At 59.4% G+C, this 969-nt stretch carries 1 pseudogene; it reads left to right on the top strand.

Going from position 1 to position 969, the window contains the following annotated elements:
* A pseudogene (locus JMA46_RS16750) lies at positions 1–869 on the top strand (ISAzo13 family transposase); the annotation flags it as partial.
* Positions 870–969 lie beyond the last annotated feature (100 nt).

The raw sequence follows: 969 nt of genomic DNA, 5'->3' as shown, positions 1-969 counted from the left end.
TATGGACCACCAAATCCACCCGAAATCTCGCCGATACACTCACCTGCCAGGGATACGCTGTCTCGGACCGGGTGGTCGCCAGGATGCTCAAGGATCAGGGTTACTCCCTGCAGTCCAACACCAAGGCACTGGAAGGCAAGCAGAACCCGGACCGCGACGCCCAGTTCCGCTACCTCGCCGAACAGGTCAACGCCCACACCCTGGCCGGGCAACCGGTCATCTCCGTCGATACAAAAAAGAAAGAGCTGGTCGGCCCCTTCAAAAACAATGGCCGCGAATACCAACCCGCCGGAAGCCCGGAACGAGTCAACGTCCATGATTTCCCCGACCCCGATCTGGGCAAGGCCATTCCGTATGGGATCTACGACGTGGGCGCCAACACCGGTTGGGTGTCCGTGGGAACCGATCATGACACTTCCGCGTTCGCCGTGGAAACCTTACGCACCTGGTGGGAAACCGTTGGAGCAAACCGTTACCCGGACGCCAAGTCGCTGCTGATCTGCGCCGATGGGGGCGGTTCCAACGGGCACCGGATTCGCGCCTGGAAAATCGAACTCGCCAAGCTTGCCGCCGAAACCGGGCTGGTCATCACCGTCTGCCACCTGCCCCCGGGCACCAGCAAATGGAACAAGATTGAACACCGACTCTTCTCCCAAATCACCATGAACTGGCGCGGTCGTCCCCTGATTTCACATCAAGTGGTGGTGGACCTGATCAGTTCAACCAGCACCACCACCGGGCTCACCGTCCGCGCCGTCCTGGACACCGGACAGTACCCCATCGGCATCAAATACACTCCCGCCGACATAGCCGCATTGCCCCTGACTCGCCATGAATTCCACGGCGACTGGAACTACACCCTCGCCCCGCACGCCACTGCGTAACAATCCCACGCTGATGGATCAGCGTCCTTAACACAGTCCTGGCCGGACATAAACCAAAATTACAAGTTATTACATCGCGAACCCT

The sequence above is a fragment of the Arthrobacter sp. E3 genome (genome assembly GCF_017353415.1).
Taxonomy (GTDB): domain Bacteria; phylum Actinomycetota; class Actinomycetes; order Actinomycetales; family Micrococcaceae; genus Specibacter.
The sequence above is the reverse complement of the archived record's forward strand: the minus strand, read 5'-3'. Positions and strand labels throughout refer to the sequence as shown.